Origin of the sequence: Gilliamella sp. ESL0405 (assembly GCF_019469205.1) — a bacterium.
In the GTDB taxonomy this organism is placed as follows: Bacteria; Pseudomonadota; Gammaproteobacteria; order Enterobacterales; family Orbaceae; genus Gilliamella.
Window position 1 is genome coordinate 602,447 of record NZ_CP048265.1, and the last position, 17,087, is coordinate 619,533.

Here is a 17,087-nt window from a genome sequence, read left to right on the forward strand (position 1 = left end):
AAGATGAGAGAGCTTTACAATGAATGATTCTTTACTAAAACCAAAAAAATTATTAAGTATAATTGCATTAAGCTTAGGAATAGGATTAGCAGCATTACCAAATGCTTATGCTAATTTACCTCCATTATCAAATAGTGATAATAGCCAATTACCGACATTAGCACCGATGTTAGAAACGGTGTTACCTTCAGTTGTCAGTATTAAGGTTGAAGGCACAGCTGAAATGCAAACTAATATGCCGGAAGAGTTCAGACGATTTTTTGGCTATCCTGATAGTCAATCAAGATCATTCACAGGTCAAGGCTCGGGCGTCATTATTGATGCTGAGAAAGGGTATGTGGTAACAAATAACCATGTTATTGATAATGCTGATGAAATCACCGTAATATTAAATGACGGCCGTGAATATAAAGCAAAACTCATTGGTAAAGATCCGCAAAGTGATATCGCTTTATTGAAAATAGATGATGCCAAAAAATTAGTTGCTATAAAATTAGCTGACTCAGACAAATTAAGAGTGGGTGATTATGCTGTTGCTATCGGTAATCCTTTTGGTATTGGTCAAACAGTTACTTCGGGGATTATTTCTGCGTTAGCACGTAGTGGATTGAATATGAATGGTTTTGAAAACTTTATTCAAACTGACGCATCAATCAATCGGGGTAATTCTGGTGGAGCATTAGTCAACTTAAATGGTGAATTAGTTGGGATCAATACTGCAATCATTGCACCGGGCGGTGGTAATGTGGGTATTGGCTTTGCCATTCCTAGTAATATGGTTAGAAGTTTATCTTCTCAATTAATTGAATATGGTGAAGTTAAACGTGGTGTATTAGGCATAAAAGGTAATGAATTGACCTCTGATATTGCTAAAGCATTTGATCTTGAAGTTCAAAAAGGTGCCTTTGTTAGTGAAGTCATTGATGATTCAGCGGCAAAAGAGGCTGGTATCAAATCAGGTGACGTTATCATTTCAATGGACGGTAAACCGGTTGATAGTTTTGCTGAGTTACGTGCCAAAATTGCCACTACCGGCGCCGGACGTACGGTGAAATTAGGACTGATTCGTGATGGTAAAGAAATGTCGGTTGATGTGAAATTGAAACAAAGCGATGAGTCTACAACTGAAGCCAAATCACTTCACCCAGCGCTTGACGGAGCGGTTTTCACTAATGGTGAAGTTAAGGGGCGTAAAGGCGTTATCATCGAAAGTATCGCGAAAAACTCTCCGGCATCGCGCTTAAGTTTAAAAGAAGGTGATCTCATTTTTGGCGTGAATAAAGAGCGTGTGAATAATATTGCTGACTTACGTAAAATTATTGACAGTAAACCTTCTGCAATTGCTTTAAACATAGTACGAGGCGACAGCCAACTTTATCTCATCTTACGCTAACTTAACCTGTTGGCTTAATTTCGTCGATGCTATGCATCGACGAAAACATCAATGTTATCCCGCTGTTAGATATGATAGAATCATATCAACCTTCATCATTTTCATAGTGATAATTATGCTCAAAAAGATTTTATGGCCAACATTGATTGGCTCAGTATTAGCGATAGTCTTACTTATTATCTTTCCTTCTTTAAGAAATGGGACACATTCAAGCTTTCCGCGTAATATTTTTTATGATGATCTAATGAGCTATTCTGATGCAGTTAAAATTGCGGCGCCGGCGGTGGTGAATATTTATAGTCGCTCAATTAACAAGGTTCCTCATCAATCTGAAGACAGCCCAATCACCCCTTTAGGTTCCGGTGTGATTATGAGTGATCTTGGATACATAGTGACTAATTATCATGTTGTTGACGGCGCAGAACAAATTATTGTTGCCCTGCAAGACGGTAGAATATTTGAAGCCTTGTCAGTTGGCTCAGATAAGTTAGTTGATATTGCAGTGTTAAAGATTGACGCAACGAATATACCAACCATTCCGATTAACCCTAATAGAGATCCAAAAATTGGCGATGTCGTATTGGCTATCGGCAATCCCTACAATATCGGGCAAACAATAACACAAGGTATTATAAGTGCAACCGGACGAGACGGCTTAAGCCCATATAGGCGGCAAAACTTTATCCAGACAGATGCTTCCATTAATCACGGTAATTCAGGAGGAGCACTGGTAAACTCAAAAGGTGAATTAGTTGGTATTAACACACTCACTTTTGCCAAAAATGTCGGAACAGATGTGCCGGAAGGTATTGGTTTTGCAATTCCAACCGCATTAGCGGTCAAAATAATGAATAAATTGATTCAAGATGGCAAAGTGATTCGTGGCTACATCGGAATCGACGGCTTAGAATTTGCGCCAACTCAAAATCCAAGCGATCAACCGATTGTGTTAGGCATCTTAGTGACTAATGCCGAGGGGCCTTCATTGCAGGCAGGTGTTGAACCGAATGATATTTTAATCATGGTGGATAATAAACCGGTAAAATCAATTGTTGGCACGATGGATCAGATTGCAGAGTTGAAACCGGGCACAATCGTCCCCATAATGGTATTGCGAAATGGAGAAAAGATTGAACTGCAAGTCACTATTGGTCAATTGCCAGTTTAATCACGCTTTTATTACTTGATTATCTCCTATAGAGGACGTATAATTCGCAACCTTATCATGTTTTTTAACACTCGTATGGTGTATAGATTTTGCTTACAGCCATTTATATAGCGATACGAATAAACTTTAGAGGCTTATTATGAAAGAAGGTATCCATCCAGAATATACTGCAATCACAGCGACTTGTTCATGTGGTAATGTAATCAAAACTCATTCAACTATTGGTCATGATATTCATCTTGACGTATGTGGTGAGTGCCACCCGTTCTATACTGGTAAACAACGTGATGTTGCAACTGGTGGACGTGTTGATAAATTCAAACAACGTTTTGCAATGGTTGGTGGAAAGAAATAATTTTTCCATATTGCAATTGGCAGTAATAAAAACTGCAATAAAAAAGGCGCTATTTATGCGCCTTTTTGCTTTTATGGAAAAGTATAAAATTATTTAGCCATTACTACTCATCGATGAGATCAGGATCAATACCTAAATTTCGCATCATCGTTTGAGCTTGCTTTGGTATACCGTCTTCACGATCTTTTTGTAAGTCTTCATCACAAGGTAAAGGCTGTCCGGTATAAGCATGTAAAAATGCTTCACATAATAATTCACTATTTGTTGCATGACGTAAATTATTAACTTGCCGTCTTGTTCGTTCGTCAGTTAAAATTTTTAATACTTTTAACGGAATTGATACTGTGATTTTCTTCACTTGCTCGCTTTTTTTGCCATGTTCAGCATAAGGGCTTATATACTCGCCGTTCCATTCCATCATATCTCTCACCAAATCACATCACAAATAATGTGGGTAATTTTAACTTTTTTTTTAGGTTGCCGCAATCTATACACCAAGATATTTAGACGTCTAGACATGTTGACGTCTTTGTTAATTGTGCTATTCTTATACAACTGATATTATTCGATAAATAAAGTTTTACATAGGGATGTTATTATGGCTAGTCAATCTAAAAAATTAAGCCAAAGCACGATTGCTGTTCGTGGTGGGCTAAATACAGATGATCAATACGGTAGTGTCGTTCCTGTCATTACCCCTTCAACATGTTATCGCTATCAAGAGTTTGCACAACCAAGAGAATTTGATTATGCCCGCAAATCCAATCCTAGCCGGCGACTAGTCGAACAAACCGTTGCTCAATTAGAAGGTGGCGCAGATGCAATTTTAACAAACTGCGGCATGTCAGCAATTCATCTCGTTAGTGTGGCTTTATTAACACCTAATGATCTGGTCGTTGCTCCACATGATTGTTACGGTGGAAGTTATCGTTTATTCAATAGTTTAAGTGAACGAGGTCATTTTAAAGCAAAATTTGTTGATCAATCTGATCCGGTTGCATTAAAAGAGGCACTAAGCTTACGGCCAAAATTGGTCTTGATTGAATCGCCAAGTAATCCTTTATTGCGAGTTGTCGATATTCAAGAAATCACTCGACAAGCTCATGAAGTGGGAGCAATTGTTTTAGTCGATAATACGTTTATGACGCCTGTATTACAAAATCCAATAGCATTAGGCGCTGACATTGTGACTCACTCTTGTACTAAATTTTTAAATGGTCACTCCGATTTATTAGCCGGTATTTTAGTTTTTAAAGATCAACAACTGGCAACCGATGTACTTTGGTGGGCAAATAATATTGGTACCCTCACTTCATCATTTGATAGCTATCTTTTATTACGTGGGTTAAGAACGCTATCGGCACGGGTAAGGCTACAACAAGACAGTGCACAAAAGGTTGTTGAGTTTTTAGTTAATCACCCTAAAATAGCCAAAGTATTTCATCCTTCATTACCAACCAATCTTGGTCACGATATCGCTAAAAAACAGCAAAAAGGCTTCGGCTCTCTATTAAGTTTTGAATTAGTCGGCGATGCTGATGTCATGCCAAAATTTTTAAAAGCACTGAATATCTTCACTTTAGCGCAATCATTAGGCGGCGTTGAAAGTCTGGTCTGTCATCCGGCAACAATGACCCACTCAGGAATAAGTGCGCAGGCACGTAAAACGGCCGGGATTTCAGATCAGTTATTACGTATTTCTGTCGGGCTGGAAGATGTTAATGATTTGATTGCGGATTTAGATCAAGCCTTAGCAACGATTTAAGTCATTATTAATCATTGGGATTGGTGAGAGTTTACGGTACTTTCATCAATCTTTTTTAATTATCTAAAAATGATAATTTTGTTATTGGCTTTTTAAATAATCTTTTAATCTGTTTTCGATAACAGCAAAAATTTCATCGAGACTATGTTTTTTCGAGCGACTGCAATTTTTAGCATTATCTTGACAAATCAGACACTGTCTTGATTGTTCATCAAATACTGTTCTGGAAATACTGTGTTGGGTAATTGGGTCAATCACATCAATATCCCATAATCGACCTAATGGGTGATGATTTTCAATATCAATACAGAGTTGTTTTAGTTCATCTGCTTGATATTTTGCACTAATTATTGCTTCGCTACCGGTATTAGCATGAAAATATTGCTCATTACTGATAACGATACTTTTGCTGGCTAATGATAATTTAATTGCTTTTATTGCTTCTTGAAATAATAAATTTGTGCCACTACTTTTTTTAATGGGGCCGGGGATGACCAAACTTAAGCAAATAAGCGGATGATTAAACTGCTCTAATGCCGCTTGTAGGTGTTTTACCCGCTGCTCTTTAGCAAATAACATTTGCTCAAGGGTAACAGGAATACCGTCATCAAATTTAATTATCATAGTATCTATCAAAAATAAGAGCATGGCATTTTATCTGCCATGCTACTGATTGTTAATTAGTCTTTAACTTGACGAACAACATCAATGATTGAACCGTCACGATAATGAACAATACCAACGATTTTATCGTTAAATTCGATTGGTTTTGGTTCACCGGTTAACGATACCGCACGTTGATAAAGCTCTTCAATCGTCATGACCGGTAAATTAGCTGCTTTTAAGCGCTCAGCAATTTCCGGGCGAGCTGGGTTAACAGCGATACCATGGTCGGTAACAAGAACATCAACGCTTTCACCTGGTGTAACAACGGTTGTCACATTTTTAATTACTGTCGGGATACGGCTACGAATTAATGGCGCAACGATAATTGTTAAATTTGCACCCACTGCTGTATCACAGTGACCACCAGAGGCGCCACGCATAACACCGTCAGAGCCGGTTAATACATTAACGTTAAAGTTAAGGTCAATTTCTAACGCACTTAAGATCACAATATCTAATTCATCAACGCTAGCCCCTTTCGATGCAGGGTTGGCGTAAACGTTGGTTGATACTTCGATGTGGTCTTTATTTTTACCTAAAGATTGTCCGGCTGCGCCGTCAAAGCTTTGGGTATCTAGTAAACGTTTAACTAAACCTTTTTCATGTAGATCAACGATGCTTGCTGTGATACCACCTAAAGCAAATGATGCGGTGATATTTTTAGCACGCATACGATTTTCTAAAAATCGAGTAGCTGCCGTTGATGATGCGCCGGAACCGGTTTGGATTGAGAATCCGTCTTCAAAATAACCTGAATGTTCAATCACATCGGCGGCATAACGGGCAATCATTAATTCACGTGGGTTACTGGTGATACGAGCAGCACCGACACTGATTTTAGTTGGATCGCCCACTTCATCAACTTTAACAATATAGTCAACTTGATCTTGGCGAATACTTGCCGGATTATTCGGGTAAGCGACGATATCTTCAGTCAGTAATACCACTTTTTTGGCAAATTGTGCATCAACCATAGCATAACCTAGCGCACCACATTGTGATTTACCCGATACGCCATTTGCGTTACCTTGTTCATCGGCAGTTGAAACCGCTAAAAATGCGATATCAATATTAATTTCGCCACTTTGAATCAGTTTAACACGGCCACCATGGGAGTGAATATGCACCGGGTTTTCCATTAAACCATGTGAAATAGCATCAGCTAATTTGCCACGTAAACCGGAGGTGTAGATTTTAGTAATAACGCCCGATTCAATATGTGGAATCAATGCTGAGTTACAGCTTAATAGTGAGCTTGAAGCAAGTGTTAAGTTTTTGATACCTAATTTGCTGATCGTTTCAACGACTTTGTTGATAACTTTATCGCCTTCACGAAACGCATGGTGGAATGAAATTGTCATACCATCACGTAATTCACATTTATGAATTGCTTGTTCGATAGAATCACACAATTTACGTGTATATTTAGACTCATCTTTTAAGTAAGGTGTGGTTGCAGTTGCATCAACAAATGGTGTGATATTTTTAAGATCGGGATGCTGTTTTAGCAAATCGTCAATTTTTTTGTCTATAGAAGTTGTCATTTTTCAATCCTATCAAATTTCTTTACGTACACCGGAATATTTGGCTAGCTCGATGATTTTTCTTGCACGATCAATAATCGGTGCATCAATCATTTTGCCATTTAAAGAAACAACACCTAGCCCTTTTCTTTCGCCTTCTTCTGCTGCTTCAACCACTTTATGGGCGTTTTCAACTTCCGCTGCGGTTGGCGCATAAGCATTATGTAGCAGGTCAATTTGTCTAGGATTAATTAATGATTTACCGTTATAACCCAATTTTTTGATTAAACTTACTTCTTTTAAGAAGCCTTCATCATCATTAACATTAGAGTAGACAACATCAAAGGCATCAATACCGGCAACCCGTGCTGCATGTAATACTGCACAGCGAGCATAAAATAGCTCAGTACCGTCACCACGTTCAGTTTGCATATCAACTAAATAGTCAAATGCCGCAAGCGCAATACCAATTAGACGAGGTGATGATTTTGCAATTGAAACAGCGTTAACAACCGCAACAGCTGATTCGATTGCTGCCATAAGTTTGGTGCTACCGACTTCACGTCCGCACTCTTTTTCAATTCTTTCAACGTGCGCTTCTAATTCGTGAATATCTTCAGCTGAGTTAGTCATTGGTAAACGAACAACGTCAACACCAGCTCTAACTACAGCTTCTAAATCTTTTAAACCAAATGGAGTATTAAGTGCATTAATACGAACAACAGTTTCAATACCGTGCTCTTTATAGACGGGTAGGCGTAAAGTTTGTGCTACTAATAAACGTGCTGAATCTTTTTCTTTAATTGAAACGGCATCTTCAAGATCAAACATGATTGAATCGGGTTTATAAACAAAAGATGTCGATAACATCGCAGCGTTTGCGCCCGGAAGAAACAACATACTTCGACGTAATTTTTTCATAGTAATTTACTCCAATCTAAGTTCTCTTCTTCTGCACCGCGTAATACTGCACATTGCACTCTAGCTTTGATCGCACAATCGAGGGCACCTTTGTCATCGATGATAATTAAACCATCTGTTACGCCTAATGCGCTTAAGGTTTGATCGACAACAGCACGAATTTGATCGCCAAATTGTTTGTTAACATCACTGTTAATAACAACCTCGATTCCAGTGTTAGGCATGACTTTAACTAACAAATCGCTCGATTCGAGAGTTCCTGCCATGGCTTCTTTTTGTATTTTCATTTTGTTACCTTTAGAAACGAATTAAATTTTCAAATTATCCAAATGGGTAGAAAGATAATTCCATGTAGTTGCGGGTACTAACTTTTTCACCTCATCATAATTTTTCAACGATAGTAATTTTCGAACTAATGATGCTGAAATGATGTCTTCGCCTTCAATCTTGCGTTCAACTTCAACCACGGTTACCGTTGGAGAGTTGCTAACTGTTGCATCTTCAAGCCAATGGCACATCGCTTGATTATAAGCTTTAGTCACTTCGCTATAAGGCTCAGTGCCCACATAACGATGAGTAATATTCAAAGCGGGTGCTATATAGTTTCGGAAAATTAATAAATCGATGCCCATATAGGCATAATCGATTTTAGTTTTATCTTTTAAAAAATAGGTTGGGAACGTTGCTCTTGAAATAATATAGGATGAACTTGCATGTACCGTCACATTTTTGATGTGGGCAGAACCGTCTTTTACAAGCTGTAAACGGGTTTCGAATGAAAAGATCGATGCATCTTCATTGACCACAAAAACATGTAACCAATCACATTGGCTTGCTGCATATTCGATTAAATATTGATGCCCTTTGGTAAAAGGGTTGGCATTCATCACAATACTACCAATTTTAGAGCCAGAAACCGACTGTTCATGTAATTTTTTACAATACTGTTTGATACCAACAGGGGTATTTTCCATTAACACAACCAGATCTGATATCTCAACAATGGGATAAAAACCACATCCTCTAAAGAAATCTTTATTTTCAGGTTTAGTGTATAAAAACAGATGAAAATAACCCTGCTCGTTGGCATATTTAATGGTGTGATCCATTAAAGTAAGATTAAGTTGATTACCTCGATAATCAGAATCAATTGCAACACATTTAATAATATTACGATCAATTCCGGCACAAGCGATGATGTTGTTATCGATTCTCGCTACCATAAATAAAGTAACTTGCGAATCAATATCCAGATCAGAACGAGAAAGTAACTGTTTAATAGCTTGATAATCCTGCGCTGAATCAGCGATATTAACAACACTATAATCAACTAAATCGTACATACATTTACCTTTATTCTGCAACAACAAAGTTAGTCAGACGCCCAATATGGGTGATCTCAACTTCGATAACATCACCATCTTTCATAAATACTGGTGGATTACGTTTTTTACCCACCCCGCCAGGAGAACCGGTCAAAATGACATCACCCGGTGATAATTTAGTAAAAGTACTGATATAAGAAATTAATTCCGGTACGGTGTGAATTAAATTGCTAATTGAATCATGTTGCATTTCTTGACCATTTAAATAAGTGGTTAACGATAATGCTTTCGGATCCGGTATTTCATCGGTTGTAGTTAAACATGGACCAAATGCGCCGGTGCTTGGCCAGTTTTTGCCAGCAGTAAACCATGTATATTGCCAGTCACGCACAGAACCATCCATGTAACAGCTGTAGCCAGCAACATGAGATAGTGCATCTTCTTGTTTGATGCGGAATCCTGCTTTACCAATTACAATGGCCAATTCGCCTTCGTAATCAAGTTCGTTAGTAATAGCGGGTTTGATAATATTTGTTTTATGTCCAGTTTGTGAATCAGGGAAACGGACAAACAGTGTAGGTGCTGAGCTGGTTTCATTAAATTCTGCTCGCTTTTCCGCATAATTCATGCCTACACATAAAATTTTATTTGGATTAGGAATTACAGGTAAATAGGTAATATCTTGTTCATCTATGTCACTTGGGGCATTAAGGTAAGTTTTGGCATTTGCTAAACCCGCTTCATCGGCAAGCAATGATTTTAAGTCGACATATTTGTCACCTAATTTGTTTTTTAAATCAATAATGCCGTTCTCAGTGAGAATACCAAAACTTGATTTGCCAGAGACCAGATAACTGACAAGCTTCATGAATACTCCTTAAAAGCTATTTAAGTTAATTGTTAAAACATCATAAAAGCGAACAACCTTAGTAGAACTAAGGTTGTTGTTTGAAATATAAATTTATACTAAGAAATTGCCGAGAATAAGTAATGACACTGACACGTTAATTGCACCACCGATACGCGTAGCAATTTGAGCAAATGGCATTAATTCCATACGTTCTGCTGCGGTTAAGATTGCAACGTCACCTGTTCCACCTTGACCACTTTGACAGCATGAAATAACCGCTGCATCAACAGGATACATACCTAATTTCTTAGCGACAAAAAAGCCAGTAGTAACGAGACTAACAACAGTACAAACAATGACAACCAAGTTTGTAATAGTGAATGCTGCAACGATTTTTTCCCAAGGTGTGATAGCAACACCTACAGCAAATAAAATAGGATAGGTTACAGATGTTTGGAAGAACTTATAAACTACTTGCGAACCACTTAATACTTTTGGTGAAACACCTGACACTAGTTTAACAAAAACTGCGGCAAATAGCATCCCTACTGGTGCAGGAATTCCGGTTAATTTGTGTCCAATCATACCAATCATGTAAAGAAGCGCTGCTAGTAAAACACCTGAAGCGAAAGTTGTTACATCAATAACGCCATCTGCTTTAGCTGCTTTTTTGGTTTCTAACGCATCTTCTTCTGATGCCGGTAATAAGCGACCATTACCAGTTAAGTGCGGGTAAGCTTTACCAATACGGTTAAGGATACCACCACAAATAATACCGGTTAAACCACCTAACATAACAATAGGTAATACACGACCTAGCGCATCGCCTTGATCCATATGTAAAATAGCGGCATAACCAATTGAAAGCGGAATCGCCCCTTCACCAACACCACCGGCCATAATAGGTAATACAAGGAAGAAGAATGTTTCAAAAGGTGTTAAACCAAGTAAATAGCCAACGCCAACACCGACTAACATACCGACAATTTCACCGCATACCATTGGTACGAAAATTTTCAAGAAACCTTGAATTAAGGTCTTTTTGTCCATATTCATAATACTACCAACGATGATACAACAAATGTATAGGTATAGAATATGGGTATCTTTATAGAACTTTGTTGTAGCGGCAACAACAGGTTGTGGCAAAATACCATAGTAAACTAATGCCGATGGAATGAACGTTGCACAAATTGCGGCTGCGCCCATTTTACCAACGATTGGTAAACGTTTACCAATTTCGCCACATAAGAAACCGAAGAAAGCACAAGTTACCACCATAACGACAATTTCGCTTGGTAACTTACCGGTAACTAATACTTCTGTAAATATTAGAATACCTGCTATAATAAACAACGGAAGCGGGATAACACCAATTTTGTAGTCATCCATAAGTTTCCACCAGCCATAAGGCCAAAAGCCTTTCGGCTGTTCTTCGGTAATTTTCTTAGTTTCGGCTGTATTATTCTGCGTCTTTCCAACTGAATTGAAATCCACCATATTTTTTTTATCTCCAAAATGATTTTTTAGCTTTGTTTGAATGGCGCATATAGTGACAAATATTTATTTTCAATTTTGTGATATAAATCATAAATTAAGTGTGGTTTTTATGGTTTTAAAGGCTCTATGTTTTTTAATGCTGTGTTACACTCCTAAACGTTATGTTAAGAAATGTTAAGTATAAAAATGCGAAATAAAATACAATTTTCTTTTACCAACAAATTGTTTTTATCTCTTTTACTATTTTCGTTAATTGTGTTGGCGCTTTTACAAAGTTATATCTGGAATGTAACTGAAGCGTCTTTATATCGAAGTTTAGGAGATAAAGCGCAAATTCAAGCTCGAGAGTTAGCTGTCATTCCGAGTTTGATCCAATATGTTGAACAAAAAGATACCAACAAAATATCTGAATTAGTATCTGATATTTTCCAACAAAGTGATGCAAGTTATATTGTTATTGGCGATGCTAAGGCTTATCGTCTGTTTCATACTGCCAATAACGACATCTATTCACCCATGGTTGGTAATGATAATGAAGAAGTATTAAATGGTAATAGTAGTACCACAATCAGCCGTGGTTCTTTAGGTCTCGCATTGCGAGGTAAAGCCCCGATTATTAATAAAGGCAAAGTTATTGGTATTGTTTCAGTGGGCTATATGATTGATGATATCTATGCTTTACATAAAAAGCAATTTATTCCGTTTATTATTTTTTGCTCATTGTTGTTTATTGCATTATTTATTTTTTCGCTCTGTTTTGCCCGGGCGATCAAAAAACAGATGTTTAATTTAGAGCCAAAAGAGATTGCATTACTGGTCAAAAGCCAAAAATCGATTATGGAATCAATCTTTGAAGGTATTATAGCAATTGATCTTAATTATAAAATTATCAATATTAATCAGTCAGCTCGAATAATGCTTGGTATTAATGTGAGTGATGAACAGCTACTGAATCATGATTTATGTGATTTTATCAAATCCAGTGATTTTATTTATGGAAAAGATAATCAACTCAAAGATATACATGATCAAATATGCTACTTTAATAATATTAATGTTATTGCTAACCGAATTCGCATAATCGTCGATGATAATATTCAAGGTTGGGTGATTACTTTTCGTAATTTTAATGATATTAATGTTTTGAGTATGCAATTAACGCAAGTTACTCAATACGTTGATAATTTAAGAGCTATCCGACATGAGCACTTAAACTGGATGGCGACGTTGTCGGGATTGATTTATATGGAACGTTATGAAGAAGCGCAATCATTCATAGCATTACACTCAGCGGATAACCAATATAACTTAGATTTTATAACTAAGCATTTTCAAGTACCGGCGGTGTGCGGTTTATTAATTGGTAAATATTCTAAAGCGCATGAAATTGGCTTAAAACTGGTGTTCGACCCTGCCTGTCAATTAAAAACGTTACCCGATATGATAACCGAAACGGAATTTATGTCGATATTAGGTAACTTACTTGATAATGCCTTTAATGCAGCGCTAAAAAACCCGAATGGAAATAAAACAATTCATCTGTATTTGAGTGATGCAACCGATGAGGTTGTTATAGAGGTGAGCGATCAAGGTTGTGGCGTTGATGAAAACATGCGAGATTCGATATTCGAACCCGGTGTGACTTCACAAGATGCGAGCGAACATGGTATCGGATTACACCTTGTTTCAACGTATGTCAAAAAAGCAAATGGTTACATCACCTTTGAGGATAATCAACCTTATGGCACCATTTTTTCAGTTTTTATACCCAAGTAGTAAAGAGGAGAGATTATGCATGAGATAAAAGAAAATACCATTAAAGTTCTTATTGTAGAAGATGAGCCTATTTTAGCAGAATTAAATGCCGAATTTATTCAGAGAGATACAAAAGTTCAAGTCATTGGGATTGCTTCTAACTTGCAAGAGGCAAAAATTATGGTCGAAAAGTTAAAACCGACCTTAATTTTGCTCGATAATTATTTGCCGGACGGCAAAGGTATTGATCTGTTTGAATATATTATCAATAACAATCTTGATAGTTATGTCATTTTTATTACAGCGGCAAGTGATATGGATACGTGTAGTAAAGCGATTCGCTTTGGCGCATTTGATTATTTAATTAAACCGGTATCATACCAACGGTTAAAACATTCATTAGAGCGTTTTGAACTTTTTTTATATCGCCAAAGTCTACAAAAACATGTTAATCAAAGACGAATTGACGAGTTATTTAATTTGCAAACTAAAGATTTTGTCGATGTTAATCGTCATTCAAAAGGTATTGAAGAGATTACCTTACAAAAAGTAAAAGATCTGTTTTTAAAAACTGATAAAGCATTAACGGTTGATGATATTGTTGCAAATGCTCAAATAAGTAAAACAACGGCCAGACGATATTTAGAATATTGTGTACAAACTAAGTTGTTAACTGTAGAACTTAACCATGGAAAAATTGGTCGCCCGGAAAGGTTGTATAAACGTCTGGGGAAATAATCATTTCGATTTAACGCTGTTTTTATAGTTGTAAATCCTACTATAGATATAATTGATAATTATATAAATATGCTTATTTGTTATTTTATCCACTAAATATTTGATGCTAGATTGAACTTATCCGATGTGGGATAAATTAAATTTGTAGTCGCAAATAGAAGGGGTAAAAATATGTCTATAGCAATAGGAAAAGTAGTAACAACTGAAAATAACGAAATCAGTAAAGATGGCGCTTTTGTTCGTCAAACTAACCGCTTTAATACTCCTTTTGGTAATGAGCCTGGCATGCTACCGGTGGAAGCTGGGCGTTATCGTTTAATTTGGGCTGCAATTTGTCCTTGGGCACATCGTCAGATGATAGCTATCAAATTATTGGGGCTGGAAGATGTTATCAGTGTCGGTAAAGTCAACCCGGTAAGAACGGAAAATGGTTGGGAGTTTTCGTTAGATAAAAATGGTGTTGATCCGGTGCTCGGTATCCGATTTCTACCCGAAATATATGCCAAAACCGATCCAGAATATAATGGACGAGCGACCGTACCAACGGTTGTCGATGTCAAAACTGGCAAAGTGGTTAACAACGATTATTTTAATCTAACCTACTATTGGGAAACCCAATTTAAACCCTTTCATAAAGCTGGCGCCCCGGATCTCTATCCGGAAAAATTGCGAGCTGATATTGATGCATTAAATAATGTTATATTTCATGAAGTGAATAATGGCGTTTATAAAGCCGGGTTTGCCCGTTCCCAAAAAGCCTATGAAGAGGCTTATCACCTCGTATTTAATCAGCTTGATAAACTCGAACAACGTTTAAGCCAATCACGCTATCTGTTTGGAGATCAAATTACCGATGCCGATATTCGGTTATATGTGACATTAGCCAGATTTGATGTGGCCTACTATAGTGCATTTAAAACCAATCGGAATCGAATCATTGACTTTCCAAATTTATGGGCTTATGCCAGAGATCTTTATCAGATCCCAGCCTTTGGTGAAACAACCGATTTTCACGCAATTAAACAGGGCTATTTCTTAAGTAACAATGCGCATAACCCTTACGATATTTTACCTTTGGGGCCCGATGTCAGTAATTGGCACACACCACATAACAGAGATAAGATTTTTACTTCAAACAGATAAATTTTACTGGGGTAGTGATGATGCCAAATATTTTAGATTTTGGATTAATATTCACCCAAATTCCAACGTTACTGGCATATTTGCCGGTAACCTTGTTTATAACCGTGTTTTCGATGTTATTCGGTGTCATGTTAGGGCTGGTTGTTGCCGTCATTAAGATGCATAAAATACCGGTATTATCGCAATTGGCGGCGATTTTTGTTTCGTTCATCCGTGGCACGCCTTTGCTAGTCCAGCTCTATTTGAGCTTTTACGGTATTCCTGTTTTATTAAGGTATGTCAATTATCTATATGATACTAATTACAATGTCAATGGCATATCGCCGATGATATTTGTACTTATTGCCTTCTCGTTAAACGAGGCCGCTTATAATTCCGAAACGATTCGAGCCGCATTACAATCGGTCAATAAAGGACAAATTGAAGCAGCACAATCGCTAGGCATGACCTATAGCCAGTTACTGCGCCGAATTGTTATTCCCGAAGCGTTTCTTGTTGCTTTACCAAATTTAGGTAACACGTTGATTGGTTTACTCAAAGGGACTTCATTGGCGTTTGTTTGCTCTGTCACTGAAATGACCGGTAGGGGCAAAACGCTTGCCGGGCATAGTTATCGATATTTTGAAGTCTATATTTCATTAGCCTTAATTTATTGGGGATTGACTATTATTATTGAGTTAATGGTTAAGTATTTAGAAAAGCGCTTAACCATTTCTGATAGTGCCAATACCCCGAGTTATCGTCGAGGGAAATTATTATGATTGAGGTAAAAGATCTTACATTATCATTTGCGCAAAACCTCATTTTGGATCATCTTAATTTTCAGATTAAACCTCATGAAATTGTCGCTATTATCGGTGCTTCCGGTGCCGGTAAATCAACTTTATTACGCTGTTTAAACTTATTAGAAAAACCGCAGCAAGGTTACATTGAGATTGATAATGTCGGGTTGGACGTTAGCCAGATAAAACGGCGTGACATAGTTAAATTTCGTCAGCAAACGGCTATGGTATTTCAACAATTCAATCTGTTTCAGCAAAAAAATGCCTTAGAGAATGTAATGGAAGGTTTAATTATTGTTAAAAAATTACCGAAAGCTCAAGCTCAACAGATAGCGTATGAAAAATTGGTTGAAGTTGGATTAAAAGAGCGCATTTATCATTACCCTAAGCAGTTATCAGGTGGACAACAACAACGGGTTGCTATTGCCCGCGCTTTAGCCATGGATCCCAAAGTTTTATTGCTTGATGAGCCAACTTCGGCCTTAGATCCCGAATTGGTCGGTGAAGTGCTGGCGACAATCAAAATGGCTGCCAAATCAGGCATTACCATGATTTTAGTCTCACACGAAATGAGCTTTGTGCATGATATTGCCACCCGGGTGCTGTTTTTAGATAAAGGACAAATTATTGAAGATAGTTCACCCCAGCAAATGTTTTCTAATCCTAAACAACTGAGAACCAAAGCTTTTTTAGCCAGATATTATTCTTCAATACAAGTTGATTATGAAATTTAAGGAGTGAAAGGAGCAACAATGAATATTGTGATTCAACAACATTGTCAAGCAATCAACTGGCAAGAGGTTGCTGATCTGCTTGCCTTTTATGGTTTAAGTTCGCTTGATGCTAACACGCAAGAGCAAGTATTTAAGCGAAGTTATGCCGTAGTTTTTTTACTGGAAAATGGGCAAGTTGTTGGCGTTGGACGGGCATTATCTGACGGCATTTGTCAGGCGGCAATTTATAACGTAGCGTTAGCCAAACATCTGCATGGGCAAAAGTATGGTCGATTGATTGTTGAAAAGTTGGTAGAGCAAGTAAAACACTGCAATATCATCCTTTACACTCATCCCCAAACCGTCGAATTTTATCGTAATTTAGGGTTTGATTTAATGAAAACCGGCATGGCACGTTATCAAGCCGATCATCGAACAGAAATGAAAAATATGGGCTTTATATAGTTGAAAGATTGTTTTAACAACTTTC

At 37.4% G+C, this 17,087-nt stretch carries 18 protein-coding genes; 10 read left to right on the plus strand and 8 right to left on the minus strand.

What is annotated here, in order from left to right:
* The first annotated feature begins 19 nt into the window (after positions 1-19).
* From GYM74_RS02740 to rpmE, 3 genes are all read left to right on the plus strand, one after another.
* Positions 20-1,393, plus strand: coding sequence for a Do family serine endopeptidase (locus GYM74_RS02740; protein WP_220218967.1), 1,374 nt, complete (start codon positions 20-22; stop codon positions 1,391-1,393).
* 115 nt (positions 1,394-1,508) lie between these two features.
* The gene (gene degS / locus GYM74_RS02745) at positions 1,509-2,561 is read left to right on the plus strand and encodes an outer membrane-stress sensor serine endopeptidase DegS (protein ID WP_220218968.1); all 1,053 of its coding nucleotides are present in this window, start codon (positions 1,509-1,511) and stop codon (positions 2,559-2,561) included.
* Positions 2,562-2,700: 139 nt separating this feature from the next.
* Positions 2,701-2,916, plus strand: a complete 216-nt coding sequence (rpmE, locus tag GYM74_RS02750) for a 50S ribosomal protein L31 (protein WP_065557564.1) — start codon at positions 2,701-2,703, stop codon at positions 2,914-2,916.
* Positions 2,917-3,019: 103 nt separating this feature from the next.
* Here the strand turns inward: rpmE and metJ are convergent, their stop codons facing one another.
* Positions 3,020-3,337: a met regulon transcriptional regulator MetJ gene (metJ, locus tag GYM74_RS02755; protein WP_220218969.1), complete on the minus strand. Its 318-nt coding sequence runs from the start codon at positions 3,335-3,337 to the stop codon at positions 3,020-3,022.
* A 177-nt stretch (positions 3,338-3,514) separates the two neighbouring features.
* On the opposite strand from metJ, the gene metB reads away from it, so the two are divergent.
* A complete protein-coding gene (gene metB / locus GYM74_RS02760) occupies positions 3,515-4,681 on the plus strand; it encodes a cystathionine gamma-synthase (RefSeq protein WP_220218970.1) in 1,167 nt (388 codons plus the stop codon).
* Positions 4,682-4,762: 81 nt separating this feature from the next.
* On the opposite strand, the gene citX is transcribed toward metB, so the two are convergent.
* The 7 genes from citX to GYM74_RS02795 form a co-directional block, all read right to left on the minus strand.
* Positions 4,763-5,305, minus strand: coding sequence for a citrate lyase holo-[acyl-carrier protein] synthase (citX, locus tag GYM74_RS02765; protein WP_220218971.1), 543 nt, complete (start codon positions 5,303-5,305; stop codon positions 4,763-4,765).
* Positions 5,306-5,361: 56 nt separating this feature from the next.
* A complete protein-coding gene (gene citF / locus GYM74_RS02770; RefSeq protein ID WP_220218972.1) occupies positions 5,362-6,891 on the minus strand; it encodes a citrate lyase subunit alpha in 1,530 nt (509 codons plus the stop codon).
* A 12-nt stretch (positions 6,892-6,903) separates the two neighbouring features.
* A complete protein-coding gene (gene citE / locus GYM74_RS02775; protein WP_220218973.1) occupies positions 6,904-7,791 on the minus strand; it encodes a citrate (pro-3S)-lyase subunit beta in 888 nt (295 codons plus the stop codon).
* On the minus strand, positions 7,788-8,078 hold the full coding sequence (gene citD / locus GYM74_RS02780; protein WP_220218974.1) for a citrate lyase acyl carrier protein: 291 nt from the start codon (positions 8,076-8,078) through the stop codon (positions 7,788-7,790). The genes citE and citD overlap by 4 nt, the downstream gene beginning before the upstream one ends.
* 21 nt (positions 8,079-8,099) lie before the next feature.
* A complete protein-coding gene (citC, locus tag GYM74_RS02785) occupies positions 8,100-9,134 on the minus strand; it encodes a [citrate (pro-3S)-lyase] ligase (RefSeq protein ID WP_220218975.1) in 1,035 nt (344 codons plus the stop codon).
* 10 nt (positions 9,135-9,144) lie between these two features.
* Positions 9,145-9,984 (minus strand): fumarylacetoacetate hydrolase family protein, encoded by an 840-nt coding sequence (locus tag GYM74_RS02790; RefSeq protein ID WP_220218976.1) that lies wholly within the window; start codon positions 9,982-9,984, stop codon positions 9,145-9,147.
* Between the two features lie 93 nt (positions 9,985-10,077).
* Entirely contained in the window at positions 10,078-11,466 is a 1,389-nt protein-coding gene (locus GYM74_RS02795; RefSeq protein WP_220218977.1) for a 2-hydroxycarboxylate transporter family protein, read from the minus strand.
* A gap of 186 nt (positions 11,467-11,652) precedes the next feature.
* Between GYM74_RS02795 and GYM74_RS02800 the strand changes: the two genes are divergently transcribed.
* From GYM74_RS02800 to GYM74_RS02825, 6 genes are all read left to right on the plus strand, one after another.
* Positions 11,653-13,242, plus strand: coding sequence for a sensor histidine kinase (locus GYM74_RS02800; protein ID WP_220218978.1), 1,590 nt, complete (start codon positions 11,653-11,655; stop codon positions 13,240-13,242).
* A gap of 24 nt (positions 13,243-13,266) precedes the next feature.
* Complete coding sequence (locus tag GYM74_RS02805) at positions 13,267-13,959, plus strand: response regulator (RefSeq protein WP_370634049.1); 693 nt, start codon at positions 13,267-13,269, stop codon at positions 13,957-13,959.
* A 171-nt stretch (positions 13,960-14,130) separates the two neighbouring features.
* Entirely contained in the window at positions 14,131-15,102 is a 972-nt protein-coding gene (locus tag GYM74_RS02810) for a glutathione S-transferase family protein (RefSeq protein ID WP_220218980.1), read from the plus strand.
* 20 nt (positions 15,103-15,122) lie between these two features.
* Positions 15,123-15,863 carry an amino acid ABC transporter permease gene (locus GYM74_RS02815; RefSeq protein ID WP_220218981.1) on the plus strand — a complete coding sequence of 247 codons (741 nt, stop codon included), beginning with the start codon at positions 15,123-15,125 and terminating at the stop codon, positions 15,861-15,863.
* Complete coding sequence (locus GYM74_RS02820) at positions 15,860-16,618, plus strand: amino acid ABC transporter ATP-binding protein (RefSeq protein ID WP_220218982.1); 759 nt, start codon at positions 15,860-15,862, stop codon at positions 16,616-16,618. Before GYM74_RS02815 ends, GYM74_RS02820 begins: the two co-directional genes overlap by 4 nt.
* Positions 16,619-16,636: 18 nt before the next feature.
* Entirely contained in the window at positions 16,637-17,062 is a 426-nt protein-coding gene (locus tag GYM74_RS02825) for a GNAT family N-acetyltransferase (RefSeq protein ID WP_220218983.1), read from the plus strand.
* Positions 17,063-17,087: the final 25 nt, after the last annotated feature.

Bases quoted from the DNA above. Each gene is read 5' to 3' on its own strand.
- GYM74_RS02740 (WP_220218967.1), top strand. From the start codon at position 20: ATGAATGATTCTTTACTAAAACCAAAAAAATTATTAAGTATAATTGCA.
- degS (WP_220218968.1), top strand. From the start codon at position 1,509: ATGCTCAAAAAGATTTTATGGCCAACATTGATTGGCTCAGTATTAGCG.
- rpmE (WP_065557564.1), top strand. From the start codon at position 2,701: ATGAAAGAAGGTATCCATCCAGAATATACTGCAATCACAGCGACTTGT.
- metJ (WP_220218969.1), bottom strand. From the start codon at position 3,337: ATGATGGAATGGAACGGCGAGTATATAAGCCCTTATGCTGAACATGGC.
- metB (WP_220218970.1), top strand. From the start codon at position 3,515: ATGGCTAGTCAATCTAAAAAATTAAGCCAAAGCACGATTGCTGTTCGT.
- citX (WP_220218971.1), bottom strand. From the start codon at position 5,305: ATGATAATTAAATTTGATGACGGTATTCCTGTTACCCTTGAGCAAATG.
- citF (WP_220218972.1), bottom strand. From the start codon at position 6,891: ATGACAACTTCTATAGACAAAAAAATTGACGATTTGCTAAAACAGCAT.
- citE (WP_220218973.1), bottom strand. From the start codon at position 7,791: ATGAAAAAATTACGTCGAAGTATGTTGTTTCTTCCGGGCGCAAACGCT.
- citD (WP_220218974.1), bottom strand. From the start codon at position 8,078: ATGAAAATACAAAAAGAAGCCATGGCAGGAACTCTCGAATCGAGCGAT.
- citC (WP_220218975.1), bottom strand. From the start codon at position 9,134: ATGTACGATTTAGTTGATTATAGTGTTGTTAATATCGCTGATTCAGCG.
- GYM74_RS02790 (WP_220218976.1), bottom strand. From the start codon at position 9,984: ATGAAGCTTGTCAGTTATCTGGTCTCTGGCAAATCAAGTTTTGGTATT.
- GYM74_RS02795 (WP_220218977.1), bottom strand. From the start codon at position 11,466: ATGGTGGATTTCAATTCAGTTGGAAAGACGCAGAATAATACAGCCGAA.
- GYM74_RS02800 (WP_220218978.1), top strand. From the start codon at position 11,653: ATGCGAAATAAAATACAATTTTCTTTTACCAACAAATTGTTTTTATCT.
- GYM74_RS02810 (WP_220218980.1), top strand. From the start codon at position 14,131: ATGTCTATAGCAATAGGAAAAGTAGTAACAACTGAAAATAACGAAATC.
- GYM74_RS02815 (WP_220218981.1), top strand. From the start codon at position 15,123: ATGCCAAATATTTTAGATTTTGGATTAATATTCACCCAAATTCCAACG.
- GYM74_RS02820 (WP_220218982.1), top strand. From the start codon at position 15,860: ATGATTGAGGTAAAAGATCTTACATTATCATTTGCGCAAAACCTCATT.
- GYM74_RS02825 (WP_220218983.1), top strand. From the start codon at position 16,637: ATGAATATTGTGATTCAACAACATTGTCAAGCAATCAACTGGCAAGAG.